The 20,158-nt window shown below is 58.1% G+C and carries 22 protein-coding genes; 6 read left to right on the plus strand and 16 right to left on the minus strand.

Annotated elements, in window-relative coordinates; all coding sequences use genetic code 11:
* Positions 1-10: 10 nt before the first annotated feature.
* From AC2FJF_RS14930 to AC2FJF_RS14950, 5 genes are all read right to left on the minus strand, one after another.
* Positions 11-649, minus strand: a complete 639-nt coding sequence (locus AC2FJF_RS14930; RefSeq protein ID WP_496726097.1) for a glutathione S-transferase family protein — start codon at positions 647-649, stop codon at positions 11-13.
* Positions 650-784: 135 nt separating this feature from the next.
* A complete protein-coding gene (locus tag AC2FJF_RS14935; protein ID WP_058274212.1) occupies positions 785-997 on the minus strand; it encodes a hypothetical protein in 213 nt (70 codons plus the stop codon).
* Between the two features lie 54 nt (positions 998-1,051).
* Positions 1,052-2,833 carry an acyl-CoA dehydrogenase C-terminal domain-containing protein gene (locus AC2FJF_RS14940; protein ID WP_496726098.1) on the minus strand — a complete coding sequence of 594 codons (1,782 nt, stop codon included), beginning with the start codon at positions 2,831-2,833 and terminating at the stop codon, positions 1,052-1,054.
* A 49-nt stretch (positions 2,834-2,882) separates the two neighbouring features.
* Positions 2,883-3,284 (minus strand): MerR family transcriptional regulator, encoded by a 402-nt coding sequence (locus AC2FJF_RS14945; RefSeq protein ID WP_058274210.1) that lies wholly within the window; start codon positions 3,282-3,284, stop codon positions 2,883-2,885.
* A 282-nt stretch (positions 3,285-3,566) separates the two neighbouring features.
* Positions 3,567-3,935 (minus strand): MerR family transcriptional regulator, encoded by a 369-nt coding sequence (locus AC2FJF_RS14950; protein WP_496726099.1) that lies wholly within the window; start codon positions 3,933-3,935, stop codon positions 3,567-3,569.
* A 117-nt stretch (positions 3,936-4,052) separates the two neighbouring features.
* Between AC2FJF_RS14950 and AC2FJF_RS14955 the strand changes: the two genes are divergently transcribed.
* The 3 genes from AC2FJF_RS14955 to AC2FJF_RS14965 are packed head-to-tail and all read left to right on the plus strand — an operon-like array spanning position 4,053 to position 6,313.
* Positions 4,053-4,472 carry a PaaI family thioesterase gene (locus AC2FJF_RS14955; RefSeq protein WP_058274208.1) on the plus strand — a complete coding sequence of 140 codons (420 nt, stop codon included), beginning with the start codon at positions 4,053-4,055 and terminating at the stop codon, positions 4,470-4,472.
* A complete protein-coding gene (locus AC2FJF_RS14960; RefSeq protein ID WP_496726100.1) occupies positions 4,472-4,990 on the plus strand; it encodes a PaaI family thioesterase in 519 nt (172 codons plus the stop codon). Before AC2FJF_RS14955 ends, AC2FJF_RS14960 begins: the two co-directional genes overlap by 1 nt.
* 6 nt (positions 4,991-4,996) lie before the next feature.
* Positions 4,997-6,313 (plus strand): MATE family efflux transporter, encoded by a 1,317-nt coding sequence (locus tag AC2FJF_RS14965; protein ID WP_496726101.1) that lies wholly within the window; start codon positions 4,997-4,999, stop codon positions 6,311-6,313.
* On the opposite strand, the gene arsC is transcribed toward AC2FJF_RS14965, so the two are convergent.
* From arsC to AC2FJF_RS14985, 4 genes are read right to left on the minus strand one after another with little or no spacing between them, the layout of a single operon-like run.
* Positions 6,310-6,651, minus strand: a complete 342-nt coding sequence (arsC, locus tag AC2FJF_RS14970; RefSeq protein ID WP_496726102.1) for an arsenate reductase (glutaredoxin) — start codon at positions 6,649-6,651, stop codon at positions 6,310-6,312. The genes AC2FJF_RS14965 and arsC overlap by 4 nt on opposite strands.
* Positions 6,648-7,706 carry a quinone-dependent dihydroorotate dehydrogenase gene (locus tag AC2FJF_RS14975; protein ID WP_496726103.1) on the minus strand — a complete coding sequence of 353 codons (1,059 nt, stop codon included), beginning with the start codon at positions 7,704-7,706 and terminating at the stop codon, positions 6,648-6,650. The genes arsC and AC2FJF_RS14975 overlap by 4 nt, the downstream gene beginning before the upstream one ends.
* Positions 7,703-8,134: a DUF1330 domain-containing protein gene (locus AC2FJF_RS14980; RefSeq protein WP_496726104.1), complete on the minus strand. Its 432-nt coding sequence runs from the start codon at positions 8,132-8,134 to the stop codon at positions 7,703-7,705. The genes AC2FJF_RS14975 and AC2FJF_RS14980 overlap by 4 nt, the downstream gene beginning before the upstream one ends.
* The gene (locus tag AC2FJF_RS14985; RefSeq protein WP_496726105.1) at positions 8,131-8,469 is read right to left on the minus strand and encodes a DUF952 domain-containing protein; all 339 of its coding nucleotides are present in this window, start codon (positions 8,467-8,469) and stop codon (positions 8,131-8,133) included. Before AC2FJF_RS14985 ends, AC2FJF_RS14980 begins: the two co-directional genes overlap by 4 nt.
* 108 nt (positions 8,470-8,577) lie before the next feature.
* On the opposite strand from AC2FJF_RS14985, the gene AC2FJF_RS14990 reads away from it, so the two are divergent.
* The 3 genes from AC2FJF_RS14990 (at position 8,578) to mnmH (ending at position 12,047) form a co-directional block, all read left to right on the plus strand.
* Positions 8,578-10,155: a bifunctional metallophosphatase/5'-nucleotidase gene (locus tag AC2FJF_RS14990; RefSeq protein WP_496726106.1), complete on the plus strand. Its 1,578-nt coding sequence runs from the start codon at positions 8,578-8,580 to the stop codon at positions 10,153-10,155.
* A 131-nt stretch (positions 10,156-10,286) separates the two neighbouring features.
* Positions 10,287-10,952, plus strand: a complete 666-nt coding sequence (locus AC2FJF_RS14995) for an SOS response-associated peptidase (protein WP_496726107.1) — start codon at positions 10,287-10,289, stop codon at positions 10,950-10,952.
* A gap of 42 nt (positions 10,953-10,994) precedes the next feature.
* Positions 10,995-12,047 carry a tRNA 2-selenouridine(34) synthase MnmH gene (mnmH, locus tag AC2FJF_RS15000; RefSeq protein ID WP_496726108.1) on the plus strand — a complete coding sequence of 351 codons (1,053 nt, stop codon included), beginning with the start codon at positions 10,995-10,997 and terminating at the stop codon, positions 12,045-12,047.
* Here the strand turns inward: mnmH and selD are convergent.
* Genes selD through AC2FJF_RS15035 form a run of 7 tightly spaced genes read right to left on the minus strand, consistent with a single transcriptional unit; the run spans position 12,038 to position 20,130 of the window.
* Complete coding sequence (gene selD, locus AC2FJF_RS15005; protein WP_496726109.1) at positions 12,038-14,197, minus strand: selenide, water dikinase SelD; 2,160 nt, start codon at positions 14,195-14,197, stop codon at positions 12,038-12,040. The two genes, mnmH and selD, sit on opposite strands and share 10 nt — an antisense overlap.
* Before the next feature lie 5 nt (positions 14,198-14,202).
* The gene (locus AC2FJF_RS15010) at positions 14,203-14,589 is read right to left on the minus strand and encodes a Na+/H+ antiporter subunit G (protein ID WP_282119930.1); all 387 of its coding nucleotides are present in this window, start codon (positions 14,587-14,589) and stop codon (positions 14,203-14,205) included.
* Positions 14,590-14,596: 7 nt separating this feature from the next.
* Positions 14,597-14,866: a K+/H+ antiporter subunit F gene (locus AC2FJF_RS15015; RefSeq protein ID WP_058274196.1), complete on the minus strand. Its 270-nt coding sequence runs from the start codon at positions 14,864-14,866 to the stop codon at positions 14,597-14,599.
* Positions 14,863-15,363, minus strand: a complete 501-nt coding sequence (locus tag AC2FJF_RS15020; RefSeq protein WP_496726110.1) for a Na+/H+ antiporter subunit E — start codon at positions 15,361-15,363, stop codon at positions 14,863-14,865. The genes AC2FJF_RS15015 and AC2FJF_RS15020 overlap by 4 nt, the downstream gene beginning before the upstream one ends.
* Complete coding sequence (locus AC2FJF_RS15025; RefSeq protein WP_496726111.1) at positions 15,360-16,904, minus strand: monovalent cation/H+ antiporter subunit D; 1,545 nt, start codon at positions 16,902-16,904, stop codon at positions 15,360-15,362. Before AC2FJF_RS15025 ends, AC2FJF_RS15020 begins: the two co-directional genes overlap by 4 nt.
* On the minus strand, positions 16,901-17,260 hold the full coding sequence (locus tag AC2FJF_RS15030; RefSeq protein ID WP_108860216.1) for a Na+/H+ antiporter subunit C: 360 nt from the start codon (positions 17,258-17,260) through the stop codon (positions 16,901-16,903). Before AC2FJF_RS15030 ends, AC2FJF_RS15025 begins: the two co-directional genes overlap by 4 nt.
* Positions 17,260-20,130, minus strand: coding sequence for a monovalent cation/H+ antiporter subunit A (locus tag AC2FJF_RS15035; RefSeq protein WP_496726112.1), 2,871 nt, complete (start codon positions 20,128-20,130; stop codon positions 17,260-17,262). Before AC2FJF_RS15035 ends, AC2FJF_RS15030 begins: the two co-directional genes overlap by 1 nt.
* Positions 20,131-20,158: the final 28 nt, after the last annotated feature.

Consider the following 20,158-nt stretch of genomic DNA (forward strand, 5'->3'; position numbering starts at 1 on the left):
GGTCTTCTCCTCAAGCTCGATCCGACGGGTTGCCGGGCATCAGGTCATAGGGGTGTTTCCAGCCAGGCTGCTCGGACAAGCGAGACAGCCAGGCGTCGATATGGGGCCAGTCGACGCGGTCAAAGCCGAATGGTTCGGGATAATACAGATAGCTGCAGCAGCTGAGATCGGCATTCGTGACATCGTCGCCAACAATCCAGTCGCGGCCGTTCAGATGATCGTTCAACACTTGGTAAGCGGCCTTCAGGCGCCCTTGATTGAAAGCGATCACATCGGGATTGCGGTGCTGTTCCGGGAGGAAATTGATCAGGAAGCGGGTCAGGCCGGCCATCGAGCTGAGTTTGTGATTATCCCACAGCACCCAGCGCAGAACATCGTAATTCTCTTCCCGGTTCTTGCCGCCGAACTTACCTGACTTCTCAGTCACATAGGTCTGAATGGCGCCAGACTGGCTTGTGCGGAAATCACCGTCGATCAGGACAGGTGCTTCGCCCATTTCATTCACTTCGGCGCGAAACTCGGGCGTGCGAGTTACACCTTTGAAAAAGTCGACAAAGACCGGTTCCCACTCCAGCCCGGACATTTCTAGCGCCAGCGCAGCCTTATAACTGTTTCCGCTTTCTCCGAAGCAATGAAGCATGATTGTCATGTGATCGCCCCTCCCAAGGCGCATGGTGCGAAGTCGAATTTCGCGTATTTCGAGAAAGACGAACCATAAGGCTAAGCGCCATTGGGGTTTGGCTTTCTGAAAACACGCCCACCTGAGTGAAGGTGGCTGTAACGTTTAACGCTTGCGGTCATCCAACTCGGAATTGAAAATACGCAGGCGGTGGGTCAGGTTGTCCTCGTTGATCACGCTGTTGAAATTCTCGAACAGAAACGACAGCGCCTCTCCTTCGTCCAATCCAGCATCACGCGCGAACGCCTTGAGCTTGCGATACCCGTCTTCGGTCATTGCTACGGGAAAGCGGCGGGTTAGTCGAAAACGCTTTGGCATATGGTTCCTCCGGTAAGCAGGGTCCGGGCACTGTCACCCGGACCCAGACTGAGATCAGAAGCTCGCCGCGTCCAGAGCCATGACCGTGTCCGCGCCCGTCTGGATGCGTGCCAGATGCATGCCTGTAGCAGGCAGGCGGCGGGCCATGTAGAAACGGCCGGTGTTGATCTTGGTCTCGTAGAACTCTTTGTCCGACGCACCACCGTCCAGCGCTTCTTGCGCGGCTTTGGCCATCTGCGCCCACATCAGGCCCAGGCAGACATGGCCGAACATGTGCATGAAATCATAAGAACCGGACAGAGCGTTGTTCGGGTTCTTCATGCCTTCCTGCATGAAGTACATGCCAGCGGCCTGCAGGTCTTTGGACGCAGCCTTCAGCGGTTCGATGAAGGCCTTGTCATAGGCTTCGTCTTTACCAGCGTTGTCTTTGCAGAAGGTCTTGACCATGTCGAAGAACGCCATGACGTGCTTGCCGCCGTCTTGCGCCAGCTTACGACCGACAAGGTCCAACGCCTGAACGCCGTTGGCGCCTTCGTAGATCATCGCAATGCGTGCGTCGCGGGTGTATTGCGACATGCCCCATTCTTCGATGTAGCCATGGCCGCCATAGACCTGCTGTGCCTGAACGGTCATGTCATAGCCCTGATCGGTCAGGAAGCCTTTGATAACCGGTGTCAGCAGCGAGATCAGCCCGTCCGCATCTTTGTCGTTTGACCGGTGTGCTTTGTCGATCATGGTCGCGCCCCACAGGATGAACGCACGCGCACCTTCGGTGAAGCTTTTCTGATCCATCAGGTTGCGGCGGATGTCCGGGTGCACGATCAGCGGATCAGCTGGCCCGTCCGGGTTCTTAACACCGGTCACGTCACGGCCCTGCAGGCGGTCTTTGGCGTATTCGACGGCATTCTGGTACGCGGCCTCTGCCTGAGACAGACCTTGCATGCCTACACCCAGACGCGCTTCGTTCATCATGGTGAACATGGCACGCATGCCTTTGTGCTCTTCGCCCAGCAGCCAGCCTGTGGCTTCGTCATAGTTCATGACGCAGGTCGAGTTGCCGTGGATACCCATCTTCTCTTCGATCTTGCCGACCGAGACACCGTTACGCTCGCCCGGCGTACCATCTTCATTGACGATGAACTTGGGCACGATGAACAGGGAGACGCCCTTGATGCCTTCGGGGCCGCCGGGGATCTTGGCCAACACCAGGTGGATGATGTTGTCAGCCATGTCGTGATCGCCGGACGAGATAAATATCTTTTGGCCCGAAATCTTATAGCTGCCATCGCTCTGCGGTTCTGCTTTGGTGCGCATCAGGCCCAGATCGGTGCCGCAATGCGGTTCCGTCAGGTTCATGGTGCCGGTCCACTCGCAGCTGACCATATTGGGCAGGTATTTGTCTTTCTGTTCGTCGGTTCCGTGCGCCAGGATCGCTGACGCCGCGCCGTGCGTCAGGCCCTGATACATCACGAATGCCTGGTTCGCAGCCGAGAACATCTCGCCAACGGCGGTGCCCAGGACGTATGGCATGTTCTGACCGCCATACTCTTCCGGCATGTCGAGGCCAGTCCAGCCACCTTCTTTCATCTGCTCAAAAGCGTCTTTGAACCCGGTGGGCGTGTATACGATACCGTTTTCCAATCGGCATCCTTCGGTGTCCCCAACCACGTTCAGCGGGTGCAGAACATTGGTGGCCACTTTGCCTGCTTCTTCCAGAACGGCGCCTGTGAATTCGGCTTCAAGCTCGTTGTACCCCGGAACGTCGGAGTCCGAGATTTTCAGTACATCGTGCAGAATGAACTGCGTATCTTTGGTTGGCGCGTTGTAGACGGGCATGTGAAGCTCCCTTTAATTCATATGTCCGGGTGGTAGGCAGGCGAGGGGGTTACTCGGCAGCCTTTTTGTCTTGTTTGACCGAGGCGATGACTTTCTCGCCCCAGCGCAACTGTTCTTTCAGATCGTCGATCGCCTGGGTCAGTTCCTCACGGCGCGCTTCCATATCTTCCAGGCGCTCGCACGCAATTTCATAGGTGCGTGATATCTGAGTCATCTGTTGGTCGCCGACATGGTAAAGGTCCAGAAGCTGGCGTATTTCTTCAAGGCTGAACCCAAAGCGCTTGCCGCGCAGGATGAGTTTCAGGCGGGCACGATCACTTTTGGTGAACAGCCGTTTCTGACCTTCACGGATCGGAAACAAAAGCTCTTTGGCCTCGTAAAACCGCAACGTGCGGGGCGTGACATCATATGTCTCGCACATTTCTCGGATGGTCATCAGATCTTCGGTCATGGTTTCAGCACTCTCGTCACTGGCGTCAATGAAAGTCAGTTGCGCAGTCGATGCGCACGTTACAACACGTAGATGACGTTCACGTAATGTGAACGCTGCGTCACAAAATAAGTTTACGTAACTTCCACACGCGTCAAGTCGCGGATTTCCGACTTTTTCGAATTTAACGTAACGGAATTTGGGGGTTCAAAAACCAAAAGAGCGACCCGGCACGCCCTAAGGCATGGACGAACTTAGCGAGAGTCGTTTCTTTTTCTGGAGCGCCATGGCGCGTCGACGGAATCACTCGAGCGATTTGGCCGTCTGGTCGCGCATCTCGGTCAGGGCATCAATCGCCTCGTCCAGTTGCTGCCGTTGCTGGTTCAGTTCGACGATCTGCTTGTCCGCGACGTCGACAAAAGCGCGCATCTGGACCTCGTTGCCCTCATTTTCATAGATCAGCAGCCACTGGCGGATATCTTCCAGCGAAAATCCATACTTGCGGCCACGCAGGATCAAAGTCATGCGCGCGCATTCTCGCGGACCATAAAAACGCGATCTGCCTTCCCGGTCAGGTTGCAGCAATTCAATGTATTCATAGTAGCGCAGGGTACGTGGAGTCACATCGTACTCGGCGCACATCTCTTTGAATGACAAACGGTTGTCGGACATTCCTGATCTCCTCTGGCGCAGCCTATGTTCTGTCAGCCGCAAGCGCAACCGGCGGGCTTGCTCTTTTGGCGGACACGGGCTCATAAAGGGATGAACCAAGAGAACGGATTCAAGTACATGGTCGACAAAGCCGCAATTGCGCGCCAATTCATCGAGGCGATCCCGCATGCAAAAGCGTTGGGTCTGAAGCTGACCTCAATCGGAAATGGTGAAGCGGGTATTACAATGCCGTACAGCAAAGAGCTTGTTGGCGATCCGCGCACCGGGGTGATTCATGGCGGCGCTGTTTTTGCCGCATTGGACACCTGTTGTGGTGCCGCCGTCATGAGCCATCCGTCGGCTCCCGGCGGTACGGCGACGATTGACCTGAGGATCGACTACATGCGGGCGGCAACACCGGGACAGACGATAACGACCCAGGCGACATGCTACCACATCACACGGAACGTCGCCTTTGTGCGCGCGACGGCGATGGACGAAGACGAAGGTCTTCCGGTGGCCACAGCGGCAGGGTCATTCACGGTGGAGGGTTTGTAATGGCGCGTACTCGCCCCGAACCCGTCCAGGTCGTAAAACAACGCCGGGATGCGGCGCTGAACGCTATAGTCGAAGGTGTGCCCTACATCCGGTTCCTCGACATCGGCTTTGATCGCCGCGGTGATGAACTGACTGGCGTGTTGAACTTCGACCAGAAACTGATCGGCAACCCGTTACTGCCCGCATTGCATGGCGGCGTCACGGCGGCGTTTCTAGAAGTCACGGCTGTCATCACGCTGAGTTGGGAGTTCTTGCTGCCCAAGATCGAAAGCGGGGAACTGAATGCCAGTGATATCGCCAACTGTGAAACGGTACGTTTCCCAAAGACCGTCGATTTCACCGTCGACTATCTGCGGTCAGGCCTGCCGCGTGATGCCTATGCGCGCGCATTCATCAGCCGGGCCGGGCGTCGCTATGCCTCTGTCAGGGTCGAGGCCTGGCAAGACAATCACGCGAAGCTCTTTGCACAGGCTTCCGGGCATTTCCTGATGCCACAGCCCACTACTGACGGAAAATAGAACGCTATGCAGGACGCTTCGGCACCCATTACGCATAAGCGGGTGCTCCGGATTGCAGCGCCGATCGTATTGTCCAATGCGACGGTGCCTATACTGGGGGCGGTGGACACTGGTGTTGTGGGGCAGTTGGGGCAGGCGGCCCCGATAGGCGCTGTCGGCATGGGTGCCGTTATTCTGGCCACCATCTACTGGGTGTTCGGGTTCCTACGTATGGGGACAACCGGTCTTGCTGCCCAGGCACGTGGTGCAGGGGACACGGCGGAAACCGGAGCCTTGCTGATGCGCGGGCTGTTGCTGGGCGGCGCGGCGGGTCTGTTCTTTATACTGACGCAGGTCTGGTTGTTCTGGGGGGCGTTCGCCCTGTCTCCAGCCAGTCCAGAGGTTGAATCTCTGACCCGCGCCTATCTGGAGATCCGTATCTGGGGGGCTCCGGCTACGATCGCGCTTTTTGCCGTGACAGGTTGGCTGATCGCGGTAGAGCGCACCAAGGGTGTGTTCGTTTTGCAGATCTGGATGAACGGGCTGAACATCGTTCTGGATCTTTGGTTTGTTCTTGGCCTTGGCTGGGGCGTCGAAGGTGTCGCGATCGCGACGCTGATCGCCGAATGGACCGGGCTGGCGCTGGGTTTCTGGTTGTGCCGCGACGCGTTTGCAGGAAATCAATGGCGCGACTGGCCCAGGATCTTTGACCCTGCGCGTCTGCGCCGAATGATGCAGGTGAACGGCGACATCATGGTGCGTTCGGTGCTTTTGACCGGTGCGTTTACCACTTTTTTGTTTGTTGGTTCCGATCTGGGGGACGTCAATCTGGCAGCAAATCAGGTGCTGCTGCAATTCCTTGAGATCACCGCCTTTGCCTTGGATGGTTTCGCCTTTTCCGCAGAGGCTCTGGTGGGCAGCGCGGTCGGGGCGAGAGACCGCGCTCAGGTCCGGCGCGCGTCGATCATGGCCTCGCAATGGGGTGTCGGAGGTGCGTTTGCCCTGGGGCTTGTGTTCTTTTTAACCGGACCATCCCTGATTGATCTGATGTCAACCTCACCGGAAGTACGGATTGCCGCGCGGGAGTTTCTGCTCTGGGCGGCCCTTGCGCCGGTGATCGGCGTAGCCAGCTGGATGTTCGACGGTATCTATATCGGGGCGACCTGGACCCGCGCCATGCGGCAGGCGATGATCCAGTCCGTCGCGATCTATGTAGTGGCCCTGTTCCTGCTGGTGCCGACGTTCGGCAACCATGGGCTTTGGGCCGCGCTGATGGTCCTGAACATCGTGCGCGGGGTCACGTTGGGATGGCGTTACCCTAAGCTGGAAGCGCAGATCGCCTAAAGCAGCGACAGCAGGTTTTCGGGCGGACGACCGATCGCGGCCTTATTGCTGGCCACGGCCAGAGGACGTTCGATCAGGATGGGGTTTTCCACCATCGCTTGAATCAAGTCATCGTCTGGTGTCGTTTTCGTCAGCCCCAGTTCTTTGAAGCGCTTTTCGCCCGTCCGTATCATCTCGATGGCCGGAACTCCCAATTGGGACAGCACTGCGCGCAACTCTTCGACTGACGGCGCATCCTCCAGATACTTCCGAATTTCGACCGTCGCACCGTTTTCTTCCAGCAATGCAAGTCCGGCGCGGGATTTCGAACAGCGCGGGTTGTGCCAATATTTGATCACAGCCAGTCCTCTCTTTTGCTGCCAACGGCCTGATCGACCGACGTGAAACCGTCCTGCTTCAGCAGGTCATCCAGACCTTGGGCAATCTCTGCTGCCAGCGAAATGCCGCCGTAGACCATAGCAGTATAGAACTGTACGGCTGATGCCCCGGCGCAAATCTTGGCGTATGCCTGCTTTGCTGACCCGATCCCGCCAACGCCGATCAGCGGGATTTTCCCGTCGGTCAGTTGGCTGAGCTGCGCCAGCACGTGGGTTGATTTCTGGAACACAGGTGCGCCGGACAGCCCGCCCGCTTGGCCCTTATGGGCACTTCGCAGGCCATCCCGTGACAGGGTGGTGTTGGTTGCAATCACTGCATCGACGCCGGTTTCGCGGGCCACTTTGGCGATGTCCTGCAATTCGGTCTCGGTCAGGTCGGGGGCAATCTTCAGAAAGATCGGCAGCGGACGGGGCAGAGCGTTGCGGGTTTCAATCACGCCGCTTAACAGGGCAGAAAGTGCCGCCTTGCCCTGCAGATCCCGCAGCTTTTCCGTATTCGGGGATGAGACATTGACCGTTGCAAAATCCAAATGCGCGGCGCAATGAGCCAGAACTTTTGCGAAATCACCTGCGCGGTCATCACTGTCCTTGTTGGCACCCAGGTTCAGGCCGATCACCGCGTCCTTTGGACGGTCAGCCAAACGGCGGGCCATGACCTCCATGCCTTCGTTATTGAAACCGAACCGGTTGATGGCGGCCATGTCTTCGGTCAGGCGGAACAGGCGGGGTTTTGGATTACCGGGCTGTGGGCGCGGCGTCACGGCGCCAACCTCAATAAACCCGAAACCGGCGCGGGACAGCGGCCTAAGTACCTCGCCGTTCTTATCAAACCCAGCGGCCAGTCCCACGGGGTTTGGCAAATCCAATCCCGCAAATTGAGTGCGCAGCCGAGGCGACGTCACTGGACCCGGCGCAGGAGCTAAACCGGCTTTTAGCGCCTTGATCGACAGGCTGTGTGCAGTCTCTGGATCCAAGCGGTGCAGGGCTGCCAGGCCCAGTTTTTCCGTCAGTTTCATCCGAATGCCTCTCCGACTTGGGCAGGGGCGCATCTTATTAGCCGAGAGGTCATGACCGCGGCTTGCCGGTGCACCACGGCTTTTTGATATGCAGGGTCCGTCACCATTTCCAAGAACGCGTTCGCAGACGGATAACGGGCGATGAACACAGCGTCCCAGTCTTCGTCCTGCGGGCCGATCAGCGTTGTTTCAAACTCGCCGCGCCATAGGATCGAGGCACCAAGGCGGGCAATGATCGGTGCTGTTTCCGAGCCGTAGTTGCGATAGGCCTGCGCGCCGGTCAGGCCGGCATCGGCAAGTTTGTGCCCTGCGGGATACGCAGCATCGGTACGAAACTTAACCAGGTTCAGCATTTCGATCGGGTGGTTCCGATCGAGGTCCTTGAAGGCCTCAAATTGGGCACGCTCCGGATCGACAAAATCGGTCATTTCATTTCCTTCGGAAATTGGTGAACCGTTCCATCAAAGGGGAGGGGGTGCGACCAAACGATATCGGTCATACGAATCTGCCGGTAGAGATGCGGGAACAACGCGTCACCGCGTGAGACTTCCCATTTCAGGTCGTCGCCCATCGCATCAACGTCACAAGCCAGCAGGGTCAAACCTTCGACACCGGCGAAATGTTTGGCGGCTGTTTCTGCGGCCTGTTCGGCGGTTGAGAAATGGACATATCCGTCAGTGACATCAATTGGCGCGCCATCCGATGCACCTTGCGCCTGTAACGTGGCCCATTCGTCGGCCCTAAAAATTTTGTAAATCAGCATGCGGTCGTGATGCACCGGGCCACGGGTAGAATCAAGCCGGATTTCCCCCTTTGACTCTCGGCGTCGCGCGTCGCAACATCTCCGCAATTAACAATAGGGAGTTAAACTATGCTCACCCGTCTTTTGACATCTGCCGCCGCGCTCAGCCTGACCGCAGGCATGGCATTTGCCGAGTACAAGCTGACGATTCTGCACACCAACGATTTCCACTCGCGTTTTGAGCCGATCAACAAATACGACAGCGGTTGCGGTGATGAAGACAACGCCGAAGGCAAGTGTTTCGGTGGTTCCGCACGCCTGGTCACTGCGGTCGAGGAGGCACGTGGCCGTGCCGAAAACTCGATTCTGGTTGATGGCGGAGACCAGTTTCAGGGATCGCTGTTCTATACTTATTACAAGGGCAAGGTCGCGGCCGAGTTTATGAACAAGCTGGGCTATAACGCGATGACAGTGGGTAACCACGAATTCGACGACGGCCCCGAGGTTCTGCGCGGCTTTATCGACTCGGTCGATTTCCCTGTTCTGATGTCCAATGCGGATATTGCGGACGAAGAGTTGCTGACCGACAAAATCAAGAAATCGACCGTGATCGAAGTTGGCGGCGAAAAGATCGGCCTGATCGGCCTGACACCAATCGACACTGACGAGCTTGCCTCGCCCGGTCCGAATATCTCGTTCTCGGACCCGGTGCCTGCGGTTCAGGCCGAGGTGGACAAGCTGACCGGTGAAGGGGTTAACAAGATCATCGTTCTCAGCCACTCGGGCTACGGTGTGGATCAGCGCGTTGCGCAGGAAACCACCGGAGTTGACGTGATCGTAGGTGGTCACTCGAACACATATCTGTCGAATACGTCGGACAAGGCCGCTGGCCCGTATCCGACCGTGGTCAACGGCGTTCAGATTGTTCAGGCCTATGCCTATGGCAAATTCCTGGGTGAGCTGAATGTGACCTTTGACGATGACGGCAACGTGGTCTCGGCTGCTGGTGAGCCGCTGATCATGGACAACTCAGTTACCGAGGATCAGGCCGCTCTGGATCGTATTGCCGAGCTGGCCGTGCCATTGGATGAAATCCGCAACAAGGTGGTTGCAAGCTCTGCCGATGCCATTGAAGGCGACCGCGCTGTTTGCCGCGTTCAGGAATGCCAGATGGGCAACCTTGTAGCCGACGCCATGCTGGCTCGGGTTGCGGATCAGGGCGTCAAGATTGCGATTGCCAACTCGGGCGGTCTGCGGGCTTCGATCGATCCGGGCGACGTGACCATGGGCGAAGTGCTGACCGTTCTGCCGTTCCAGAACACGCTGTCGACCTTTGAGATCAGCGGCCAGGGCGTCATCGATGCGCTGGAAAACGGCGTCAGCCAGGTGGAAGAGGTCAAAGGCCGCTTTCCGCAGGTTGCTGGCCTGACCTTCACTTGGGACCCGGCAGTCGCACCGAACGAAGGGCGTATCGCTGAGGTCATGGTTGCCGACGGAGACGGGTTTGTTCCCATCGATCCGGCCGCGACTTATCTGGTGGTCACCAACAACTATGTCCGCAATGGCGGCGACGGCTACAAGATGTTCTCGGGCGACGACAAGAACGCCTATGACTTTGGCCCTGATCTGGCCGATGTAACGGCAGAATACCTGGCCGAAAACGCGCCTTACACGCCCTATCTGGATGGCCGGATCAAGCAGAAGTAATCTTACTTCGACTAAGACCCCAAAAGGCCGCGTTTGACGCGGCCTTTTTTCATGCCCAAACCCGGGTTGCCAACGGCGGACGGCCTGGGCCATCTTGCAGACATGTGACATAAAATCCGGAGCTAAGGCGCATGTGTGGACGGTTTGCCGTCACACTTCCCAACGATGCAATGGCGCAGCTTTTTTCGGCGCGCCCGGCTAACACTTTGCCTGCGGTGCCGAATTTCAACGTCTGCCCGACCAATCAGGTGCATGTCGTGCGCGCCGGGGAAACTGGGCGCACGCTTGATCCGCTGCGCTGGGGGTTTTTGCCCCATTGGTACAAGGCGGAAAACGCAGGACCTCTGTTGATCAACGCGCGGGCGGAAACGCTTGCCGAAAAGCCCGCCTTTCGCGCTGCATGCCGGGAACGCCGCTGCCTGATCGCCGCGACGGGGTTCTATGAATGGACCAAGACAGAACAAGGCGACCGGTTGCCGTGGTACATTTTCCGTCAGGACAACGCACCGATTGCCTTTGCCGGTGTTTGGCAGGATTGGGGGCCTGAAGATGCGCGACAGGGCACCTGCGCCATCGTCACGACACTGGCCAACCGTCACCTCAGCGCAATCCATCACCGCATGCCTCTGATCTTGGAACCTGATGACTGGCCCCTTTGGCTGGGCGAGGCGGGCAAAGGGGCCGCGCGTCTGATGCGACCGGGGGCCGAAGATGTCCTCAGCTATCACCGCGTCGACCCGACCGTGAATTCGAACCGCGCCAGCGGGCCGGAATTGATTGAACCGATCGAAACTTAGCGCTGCCTTTTCATTCGCAGCCTTGCGGGATAGACCTCTGACATGGTTCTAAAATTCGACAGTTTGCCCGATCTTTACGCGCATGAATTCGACACGGTAATCGACGTGCGCAGCCCGGCGGAATTTGACGAAGACCACCTTCCCGGCGCCATCAGCCTGCCTGTTCTCGACAACGAGGAACGCGCCCGTGTCGGCACGATCTATGTTCAGGAAAGCCCATTTTTGGCGCGCAAACTGGGGGCCGCGCTGGTGTTTCGGAATGCGGCCAATCACATCGAGAACAGCCTGTCTCATCACGAAGGCGGGTGGCGGCCGCTGGTTTATTGCTGGCGTGGCGGGCAAAGATCAGGGTCATTCACCTGGATGCTGCAACAGATTGGCTGGCGAGCCGAAGTGGTCGAGGGTGGCTATCGCAGCTATCGCCGCTTGGTGAAGCGGTATCTTTATGATGACCCGCTGCCGCATCGTTTGATCGCGTTGGACGGCTATACCGGCACGGCTAAGACCGAATTGTTGGCGCATCTTGCCGTACGTGGCGTTCAGGTTCTGGATCTGGAAGGGTTGGCTAACCATCGCGGATCCTTGCTGGGTGAAATGCCCGGCGGCCAACCCAGCCAAAAGGGGTTCGAGTCTGCCCTGTCGTCTGCGCTGTGCCGTCTGGACATGTCGCGCCCCGTGGTAGTTGAAGCGGAGTCGTCCAAAATCGGGTCTCTGATCCTGCCGCCGACGCTTTGGGCGGCCTTGCGTCAAGCCCCTCGCATCCAAATAACAGCCTCCGTTCAGGCGCGTTCGGACTACTTGGTATCCGCCTATGATGACGTTCTGTCGGACTCTGACCGCCTGCGCGACCGCCTTTCCCCGCTGCGGTTTCACCGCGGGCATGACGTGGTGGACGGTTGGCTGGACATGATTGACGCTGGTGACAAACGCGCACTGACTCAGGCGTTGATCGAGCAGCATTATGATCCTGCATATAGTAAGTCCAGCCGCGTGCGCAGGTCAGACGTTATCGCGAATATCCATGCGTCGACGCTGGATCATGCTGGCTTGTCTGCAACAGCAGCGCAGATCGAAGCCATCCTGGATCAGGTTTGAACCCGAAGCCCCGGTGCATCGGTCATGTGCCCAATGATTACGGCAGGATATCCCGCTTCGCGCAAAGCTTCGCAGATTATCTGTCCTTGATCCGCTGGTACCGCGGCCAGTAAGCCTCCGGCAGTCTGAGGATCATACAGCAGGTCAGCTTTGCCGCCCGTCGGTAATTCGGGCGTAATCGCGCGATTGTCTTCGAATAAGGTTGACCGGATGCCCTGCGCGGCCAGTTCCCGCGCGCCATCCATTACCGGAACTGCCGCAAGATCCAGGGCGGCACCACAACCCGAGGCCTCGGTCATGCCCAGCAGGTGCCCCGCCAGACCAAATCCCGTTACATCGGTCATCGCATGTGCATCTGCCAGTACTTCCGAAGCCCGGCCTTGTGGCTGCACCATGTGTGCAACGCCCGCCGCAACCCATTCGCCCTTTGCTGCGCCCGCCATTTCTGCCGCCATCAGAACGCCGCTGCCCAATGGTTTGGTCAGGATCAAAGCATCGCCGGGTTTGGCGCCGGTCAGTGTGATCGGGTCGGCGTCGCACAGACCGGTCAGGGTGAACCCGATCGTCATCTCGTCACCCATCGAGCTGTGCCCGCCGACAATCTCGGCCCCGGCGTCACGGATGACGTCGCTGGCCGTGGTCATAATCTCGGCCATGGTGCGACGCTGAAGGGTTGGCGACATGCGGGGTAGGATGATCGTCGCCGTGGCGGCTTGTGGGCGGGCTCCCATAGCCCAGATATCCCCGAGCGCGTGAACCGCTGCAATGCGCGTCATCAATGCGGGATCGTCCACGAAGCTGCGCAAATGGTCCGAGGTCATGACCTGCCGAGCACCCCCGGTCTGCAACAGGGCGGCATCATCGCCGGGCAGTGGAGTCACGTCCGCACGAACAGGGGAAGGCAGATCGGCAAGCGCAGTATGCAGCGCACCGCGTCCGACCTTGGCACCACAGCCCCCGCACATGGGTTTGTCGCCCAAGGCTTCGGTTAAACCAGCCGCGTGATGGCGGGGCAACGCCGGAGGCTTCATCTGCGGCAAATTGCGAAACTTGTCCATAAAACTTTGATCGATGTGGTTTTTCCATTTCCACATCAACGGCCCGCTGAACGAGGTCCCCAGCCGTTCTCCCAATGCAGACTTGCCGCCTAGTGATATGAGCTTGAGGTAATCCTTTTGCGGCTCATACCGCCGCATGGCACCTGACCCCAAGGCGGCCCTTAGGTTTTGGAACAAAACGGGGGCCTCGCGGACTGCATAGACACCTGCTTTGGGGCGGGGATTTTCGCTCAGATGTACGCAGTCGCCCGCTGCAAAAATCGCAGTATCGCTGGACTGCAGGTGCCCGTCGACGCGGATGAAGCCGTCCTGAAGATCCAGCCCTGTATTCGTGATCCAGTCATAGGGTTTTGCACCGGCCGCACCAGTTACAAAGCTGGCCGCGAGTTGACGGCCATCCTGCAGTGCGACGTGATCCTTGGCGATGTGCGAAACAGATGCCTGTTCGACCACTTCGATACCCAGATCAGCCATTGCCTTGCGAATGGTCTGCGCGGATTTGGGATGAGTCGCCGTCAGGGCATGTGCGCTGTCAATCAGGGTCAGGTGCGCGGTGCGCCCCTTGGTGCGCAAGGCAAAGGCCATAGCCATGATAAGCTCGGCACCGGCCACCCCGCCGCCGATGACAGCGACCGAGGCTTCACCCGATCTTTCCAGATATTCTACCCATCTGGCAGCAAACGGGCCCAACGGTTTGGCCGGAACCGCATGCTGGGCAAAACCGGGCACGTCGGGCATGTCCGATGTAATACCCACATTGACTGAAGCCACGTCAAACGCCACCGGGGGACGGTCTGGCACATGAACCTCGCGCCGTTCTGGGTCGATGCCGGAAACCGCGCCCAGAATGATCCGCGCGCCGGCAAAGCGGGCTAGTCTGACCAGATCTATGTTCAGGTCTTGACGTGCGTAGTGCCCGGCGACAAAGCCCGGCAGCATCCCCGAATATGGCGCCGTGGGACCGGGGTTGATCACCGTCACCCGTGCGCCAGCCAAGGGGTTCATGCCCCACTTGCGCAGCAACAATGCATGGGTGTGACCGCCGCCGATTAGAACCAGATCGCGGGTTAGGGGCAGCGCTGGTTGGTGCATCAAACTCAGGACTTGCTGTGATCAGGGACGTCTTCGACCTGCTCAACAGCGTGCGTAGCCCAAAGTTCATCCTCGCCCGCATCTGGCAGATCGCTGGGCTTTTCATGGCGGTGAATGTGCCATTTGGCAATGAACAGGGCCGTGATCGGCGCGGTCAGGAACAAAAACAGTGTGATCAGAAGTTCGTGTAGCGACAGGTGCTGTTCGATCAGAACCGAGTGGCAGATCGATGCCAGCAGCACGCCACCCACACCCAGGGTCGTCGCCTTGGTGGGTGCGTGCAGGCGGGACATCGGGTCTTTCAGCTTGATCATGCCGTAGGACCCGACAAAACCGAAGATGCCTGAGACAACTAGGAAGAAGGCGATCAGAAGTTCTATGATGAAACTCATACCACCCTCACTCAATGATATTGCCACGCAGCATGAAGCGCGCGTAGGCAACCGTTGAGACAAAGCCCAGCATGGCAATGATCATGGCAGATTCGAAGAACACTTCTGTTCCCAGAGTCAGACCATATAGGATCAAAAGAGCGATCGTGTTGATGACCATCGTATCCAGCGCAAGAACGCGGGTGCCGACGCCGTCTGCGGTGATGATCCGCCAAAGGCACATCATAATGGCCGCGCCGAAGCAGGCGAATGCAAAGGCGATTGCAATGTCGATCATTCGAAAATCTCCTTCAGGCGACGCTCATAGCGGCTTTTGATCTGATCTCGCACGGCGTCAGGGTCGGGTGCATCCAGACAATGCACGAGCAGGTTATGCCCCTGCGCAGACAGATCGCTGCTGACGGTGCCGGGTGTCATGGTGATTGTACCTGCCAGCACCGTGATCGCCTCCGGGGTGCGCAATTCCAGCGGGACACAGATCCAGGCCGGCTGACGATCTGCGTCGCGTTTGAACAGGATAATCCGGGCGACAGTGACGTTGGCGACCACGATGTCCCACAGTACGACCAGGATGTATTCAGCAACCATAGGCCAGTTGCGCAGCTTTGGGCGATCAGGCCAGTATGGTTGGGTGATAAAGGGGATGATAATCCCCAGGATCAGGCCAAAGACCAGCGAATTCAGGGTCATGTTGTTGGCCAGCAGGACCCAAACGATGGTCAGCAGGAATGTCAGGTGCGGGTGCGGAAAAATCCGGTGCAGAAGTCTGATCATGCGTCGCCTCCCAATACGGCTGCGATGTAGTTTTCGGGTGTGAACAATTGTTCCGCCGTCTTGTTGGTATACTCCAGCGCAGGCCCGGCAAACACCGTCAGTAGAACAAGGCCTATTGCCATTGCGAACACGGCCGTGAAGGTCAGGGCGGGGTTCGGCTCGGGCGCAGGTACGGGCTGGGCTTCTTCTTCGTTCTCCGGATTCATTTCGGTGTTGTGCTGGGCATCATGGCTTTTCCAGAAGATCAATGAGCCTGCCCGGGCAAGACCCACGATTGTGACGAAGGAACCGATTAGGATTACGGCCCAGATAGCGTTTGCATCCGGGGCGTCGCGCGCGGCATCCAGAACCAGCAGTTTGCCGATAAAGCCCGACAGCGGTGGCATACCCGCCAGCGCAATGGCCCCCACGAAGAACAGGGCCGAGATCAGACCCGTTTGCGGCATCGGAGCTGTTGGGGCAATCACGCCGCCCCGACGCTCCATCACCAGATCGGCGACCAGGAACATAAGCGCGGTCGCCAGGGTTGAGTGATAGACATAGTACAACGCTGCTGCCGTCGCCGTCTCAGTGAACAGCGAGATCGCGATCAGCAAAGTTCCCATCGATGTGATGGCACAGAACGCCACCATACGCGCGATATGCTGTGTGCCCAGAATGCCGATGGCACCAACGGCCAGCGTCACCAAAGCGGCGGGTTGCAACCAAGCACCAACAAGCCCCTGCGTAGCCTCAACCTCCGGGCCGAAGCCCAGTGTGTACATCCGCAGAATCGAGTAGGCGCCAACCTTGGTCATGATCGCAAACAGGGCGGCTACTGGCATGGGCGCGCTGGCATAGCTCGCGGGTAGCCAGAAATGCAGCGGCAAGACGGCGGCCTTGATACAGAACACCAGCAGCAGCAAAACTGCACCAACCCGCAGCAGGGCGGTGTCATCCGCTGGCAATTCGGCCACCCGCACGGCCAAGTCGGCCATGTTCAACGTTCCGGTGACAGCATAAAGCGTGCCTAAAGCAAACAGGAACAGGGTCGACCCAAGCAGGTTATAGGCCACATATTGCACCCCGGCTTTCAGCCGAACTGCTCCGCCCCCATGCGTCATCAGGCCATAGGACGCGATCAGCAGAACTTCGAAGAAAACGAACAGGTTAAAGGCATCGCCGGTCAGAAATGCGCCGCAGGCGCCCATCAACTGAAAGTGGAATAGGGCATGGAAGTGTTTGCCCCTATCGTCCCAACCGGACGCGATCGCATAAAGAACGATCGGCAAAGCCAATAGTGCCGTCAGCAGCACCATCATGGCCGAAAGCCGGTCCAACACCAGAACGATGCCAAAGGGCGCGGGCCAGTTGCCCAGCTCATAGACCTGAATATCGCCGCCTGCCGCCTGTGCGGTGACGGTCAGAGCAATCCCCAACAGGGCCACCACACCAGCGACCGAAAAGATGCGTTGCAGGTCCAAGTGAAAGCGCAGGACCATGATAATGAACGGGGCCAGAATCGCGGGCAGGACGATTGGCGCAACGATCCAATGGTTCATGCGTCTTCTCCCGGCGCGTCAACGCTGTCATGGGCGTTCATGTCGATATGGTCATCCTTCGAGGACAAATAGGCGCTGAGCGCGATCATCACGATTACGGCGGTCATCCCGAACGAGATCACGATGGCCGTCAGCACCAAAGCCTGCGGCAGAGGATCGGTATAGGGTACCTCTTTGTATTTGTTCAAAACGGCAGGCGCGTCCAAAGCCAACCGGCCCGTTGCGAACAGGAACACGTTCACGGCGTAAGTCAGCAGAGACAGACCCAGAATGACAGGGAAGGTCCGGCGGCGCAGGATCAGGAATATCCCGGCAGCAGTCATGACGCCAACGGCAGAGGCTACGAGCGCTTCCATCAGACCTGCTCCTTGTTTTCTTCTTCTTGCGGCGGATTATCGCGCAATGGGTTGATATCCATTGGGAATTCCTGCGCCATACCCGGTTGCCACGCAAATCGGGACAGGCTGTCCAGCGCCAGCATCACCGCCCCCAGAACAGCCAGGAAAACGCCGGTGTCAAACAGGATGGCGGTGGCCCATTCGAATTCCTCCAGCGGTGGCCAGTGGATATAGCCAAAATCGCTGGTCAGGAACGGACGCTCGTTAAACCAAGCACCCAGCCCGGTGGCGGCAGCGATAAGCACACCCCAACCGATAGACCCGTGGTAGTAGAACCTCTGACGTTCGATGGCCCAGGTATAGCCGCTGGCCATGTATTGCATCAGGAAGGCAATGGCGACGACAAGACCCGCGATAAAGCCGCCCCCCGGCTGATTGTGGCCCCGGAAAAAGATGTAAGCCCCGACCATCAGCGCGATTGGCATCATCATCCGGGTGACGACCACCATCATCAACGGGTGCGAGTCTCCGGACTGCGGCCAATGCGGTTTCCGGTTCAGCAAGTAGCTGCGGACATTCGTGCCCAGCACCGACTCGGTCAGGGCAAAAATGATCAGCGCAGCGATGCCCAGAACGATGATTTCGCCGAAGGTATCAAAACCCCGGAAGTCCACGAGGATGACGTTGACAACATTGGTACCGCCACCACCTTTGTATGAATTCGCCAGATGGAATTCGGAAATTGTCGGAAAGGCAAAATCCCGCAGCAGCAGCGCATAGATCAGCGCGCCCGAACCAATGCCCGCCACGACTGAGATCGCTGCATCGCGCCACCGCCGTGCAGCGCTGCTGTCCCAAGGCGTATCCGTGGGTAGGAAGTTCAGTGACAGCAGCAGCAGGATCATCGTGACCACTTCGACCGAGATTTGTGTCAGTGCCAGATCCGGTGCAGACAAGTAGTTGAACGCCATCGAAACGATCAGGCCGACAACACCAATCAGAACCAGCGACAACAGGCGATTGCGGTGGAACCACATGATCGCGAGCGTCGCGCCGACAAGGCAGATCCAGCCGATCAGCGGAATGATCTGTATGGGCAAAGCCTCACGCGTTTCGGGGCCGATCGAACCGCTCGTATAAGCGTAGTAACCAAGACCAACCGTGAAGGCGATCATGATGATCGCATAGCGGCTGAGGACACCGTTGTGCAACGTATCAGTGATCACCTGGCTGATCTTTGTCAGCATCGCAATCACCGCGTCAAAGATCGCCTTGGCTTCGGGACGCGGCAGGGAGTTCCAGACTTTTTCTTCATGCTTGTGCAAGCTCAGCAGGAACAGGCCGCCCAGCGTCGCGACCACGGACATGTAAAGGGCAGGCGTGAAGCCGTGCCACAGTTTCAGTGAATAGTAGGGCAGTTTCTCGCCGCCGATGACCGCGCTGGATACCACCGCGACCAATGGCCCGACGATAGCCTTGGAATAGAGCCCGATCAGGACCACCAGAACCACGAGGAATGCTGGGGCCAGCCACAAACCAACTGGCGGGTCATGAGGATGCGCCGGATAGTCGTGCCGCTCGGGGCCCATGAACACATGGCTGACAAAACGGAAAGAATAGGCCGCCGAAAACAGCGCCGCCAGCAAAGCCAGCCCCGGTACAAGGTAGTGCGAGTTCAGCCAGGTTGTGTGGACGGTCTCCTCAAGCATCATTTCCTTTGACAGGAACCCGTTGAGAGGCGGAATCCCGGCCATAGACAGCGCAGCGATTGTGCCAATCGTAAAGGTGATAGGCATCAGATGGCGCAGTCCGCCCAGCCGCTTTATGTCACGGGTGCCGGTTTCGTGATCCACAATCCCGGCGGTCATGAACAAGGCCGCCTTGAAGGTCGCGTGGTTGATGATGTGGAACACTGCGGCGACCGCGGCGAATTTGGTGCCAAAGCCCAAAAGCATGGTGACCAGCCCCAGATGCGACACGGTTGAAAACGCCAGGAGGGCCTTCAGATCATCCTTGAACAACGCGATCACCGCGCCGATCAGCATGGTGATAAGTCCAGTTGTGGCAACAATGTAGAACCAAGCGTCAGTGCCAGCCAAAACAGGCCACATCCGGGCCATCAGGAACAACCCGGCCTTCACCATCGTTGCCGAGTGCAGATAGGCCGAAACAGGCGTCGGGGCCGCCATCGCGTGGGGTAGCCAGAAATGAAACGGGAATTGTGCTGACTTGGTGAAGCAGCCCAGCAGGATCAGGACCAGCGCGGGCAGGTAATAGGGCGAAGATTGAATCAGCTCTTTGTTCTGCAGGATTACACTCAGGTCATAGGAGCCGACGATGTTGCCCAGGATCAGCATCCCTGCGATCATCGCCAACCCGCCAGAGCCGGTCACCGCAAGCGCCATCCGCGCGCCCTGACGACCTTCGGGCAGGTGTTTCCAATATCCGATCAACAGGAAAGAGCTAAGCGACGTGAGTTCCCAAAAGATGAGCAAAAGCAGTATGTTGTCGGATAGAACGATCCCAACCATCGCACCCTGAAACAGCAGCAGATAGGTGTAGAACTGCCCCATCGGGTCCTCGCGCGACAGGTAAAATCGTGCGTAGAGGATGATAAGCAACCCGATACCTAGTATCAGCAAGGCAAACAAAAATCCCAAGCCATCCAGCATGAAATTTGCGTTCAATCCAAGGGCTGGTATCCACTCGAACCGGGCGGTCACAACATCGCCTCGCATCACAGACGGGATGTGGATCAATAGACCCATCAGCGCCAGAAATGTGGTCAACCCAGCAGCAGAAGCAGCTGCATTTCGTCCTGCCCTGATCAGAAGAGCTGGAAAAACAGCGCCGAGAAAAGGAAGGGCCGCGATGAGGAATAGGGACAAGTGCGATACTCCGTTCTGGGCGGTCAAG

The organism is Ruegeria sp. CDSB013 (genome assembly GCF_059611165.1).